This window comes from Microcoleus sp. PH2017_28_MFU_U_A, from assembly GCF_020738035.1.
GTDB lineage: Bacteria > Cyanobacteriota > Cyanobacteriia > Cyanobacteriales > Microcoleaceae > Microcoleus.
The window spans coordinates 1-2,445 of record NZ_JAEQCX010000225.1 but is presented as its reverse complement, the minus strand read 5'-3'; the positions used below and the strand labels follow the sequence as shown (position 1 = coordinate 2,445).

1 protein-coding gene and 1 pseudogene are annotated in these 2,445 nt (G+C 42.6%); both read right to left on the bottom strand.

Features of this window, described 5'->3' with window-relative positions:
- The coding region (locus JGK14_RS33905) for a hypothetical protein (protein ID WP_293328084.1) at positions 1 to 1,181 on the bottom strand (1,181 nt) is incomplete at its 3' end.
- A gap of 670 nt (positions 1,182 to 1,851) precedes the next feature.
- Positions 1,852 to 2,244 (bottom strand): annotated as a pseudogene (locus tag JGK14_RS33900) (acyl-CoA thioesterase); the annotation flags it as partial.
- Between the last annotated feature and the right edge of the window lie 201 nt (positions 2,245 to 2,445).

Genomic DNA, 2,445 nt, shown 5'->3' with positions numbered 1-2,445 from the left:
TGATTTTCTAAGTCGGATATTTGAGATTGCAGTTGAGCTTGATTGTGGTTGGCTGTCTCGATTTGAGTTTGCAATTCTAAGACTTGAGAATAGAGGTGCGAGCGTTCTGTGTTTGCAGTTTCTAAATCTGATTGCAGTTGCGATCGCTCTTGGTATAGACTTTCTAACTGCTGTTCTAATTCGGATACTGAAGATTGCAGTTGAGCTTGGCTCTGATTTGCTGTATCGAAGAGATTTTGCAATTCCGAGAGTTGAGAGTAAATGTGCGATCGCTCTTTGTTAGCCGTTTCTAATTGAACCTGCAATTCTGACAACTGAGACAGCAACTGTTCCCGCTCTCGAACAACCGTTTCTGATTGACTTTGCAGCTCAGATAATTGAGAGTTTAACTGCATTTTATCCTGATTCGCTGCTTCTAACTGCGTTTCCAGCTCTAATGCTTCAGGTTGCGGTTGATTTGGTTGTTGGCGGGCGGTTTCCAATTGAGAGTTGAGGATTTCTCGTTCTTGCTCTGAACTCTCTAGTTGAGCTTGCAATCCCGAAAGTTGAGACTGAAGTTGCTCCCGCTCTTGAATTGAGCGATCGAACTTAATTTGAATTTCTGACAACTGGTATTGTACCTGCAATCTGCCTTGGCTAGCAGTTTCCAACTGACTTTCAACTTCCGAAAGCAGAGCGTTAAATTGAGAACGTTCTGCATTAACCGCCTCTAACTCTGCTTGCATTTCCCGGATTTGGGCGTTAAGTTGCGATCGCTCGTGCTGAGCCAATTCTAACTGATATTGAAGTTCTGCCACTTCTGCTAACTGAGACTCAGCTTGTTGAGTATTTTCTAGCTGAAACTGCAAATCAGCAATCAGAGCATTAACTTGCGATCGCTCCTCAGCAATTCCTGCCAAAAATTCTTCCAATTCCGACACTTGATTGTTTAAAACATCTTGCTCGCGAGTCACAATTTCCAAGCGACTTTGCAGCTCAAACATTTCAGAATTTAGCTGAGTTTCATTCTGCATTTTCTGCCGCAATTCCGAAGTTCTAGCATCCAACTGCGACGCCAACTTCGATATGGCCTCCTGCGAACCCTGCATCCGCACCAAATTGCGTGAATTTCGCTTATTCAAAATAAGCCAGCAGACTAATGCCCCGCCTGCAAACCCTATCAATAAAAGTAATGCTTCCATTTGTTTATTTAATTGATATAAATTGAGTTATTTTGCTGTTTTTCCCAAAATGGGTATTCAAAAAACACTATCTTGTTCAAGGATATCACAATTTTAGCGCCTGTGTTTACCTGGCAAAACACTTTATATTTGTTTACATTGTTTGACATAGTTAAATGTTAACATTAATGTACAATGTTGTTGTGTAGAGCGCATTAATTGGGATATTTGGGCAGCGAATTAATACAATTTTGGAAAATTAATGCAACAATATTGGTAGGGTGTCTCGCCATGTATGGTTCCCAACAACAACAGAACATCAAACTATAGCAGTCTTTGCAGGAGTCGTAAAGTTTTTTACCCCACCCCAACCCTACCCTTATTAAGGGGAGGGAGTAAGAAATTCACAAATGATTTAGGATTTCTATAGCGACGCAAAGCGCGGCAATAGTTGAGTAAACAAACTCAACTAATAGTGTTGTAACAAGGATTGTTTCAATTGGTACAAGTAGAAGTTTGGCATAAATATTTGATTGACAGGTCAATGGTAGATTAAAAGTTTATCTAACAAAAATAAAATAGAGATAATTTTAAGTAGAGCGAGCGAATCAGTGCAATCTTGTTTAATGACTGAAATTCAACCACTCTACTTATGATGTCTGGGCAAACTATTTTGGATAATGAACCAAAGTTAGGGTACAGGTTTCACAGAAAGCCTTGTCAAAGCTTCCTTTAGCGCCGGCGGCAATTGACGGATAATCTTGCCCTTGTCCCGATCGACACCAACCAAAGTTACCTGTGCTGTCACGTATAATTCTTGAGCGTCGGGCGATCGAATTTCGTAATCCCAAAGCAGCCGCACGCCCTCGGTAGCAGCCATCCGGGTTCTGACTGCCACAGATTGACCCATTTGTACAGAGCGGTGGTAGCGCAGTGAAAGCTCAACCACCGGCAATTCCACACCCTGCGCCACCCACTCTGCATACTCGATGCCGAGAGAGCGCAAACTTTCCACCCTAGCTTCCTCCATCCAAGTCAGATAAGTCCCGTGCCAAACCGCGCCACTGTAGTCAGTATGGTGGGGGTTTGAAACTGTAACTTAATTTATTGACAAAGCTACCCATCCTTGACTATTTGGGTAGCTTTGTCCGCAACTCGGGCGATCGCACGAGACTATTTGCCCCTGGTTCAATTTGTTTTTGCCTCCGTGCCATTGGATGACAGATGTGGGCGTCTTGCGTCAGAGAAATCTGCATTTGGACTGATTATAATTTTTTACCTGCCA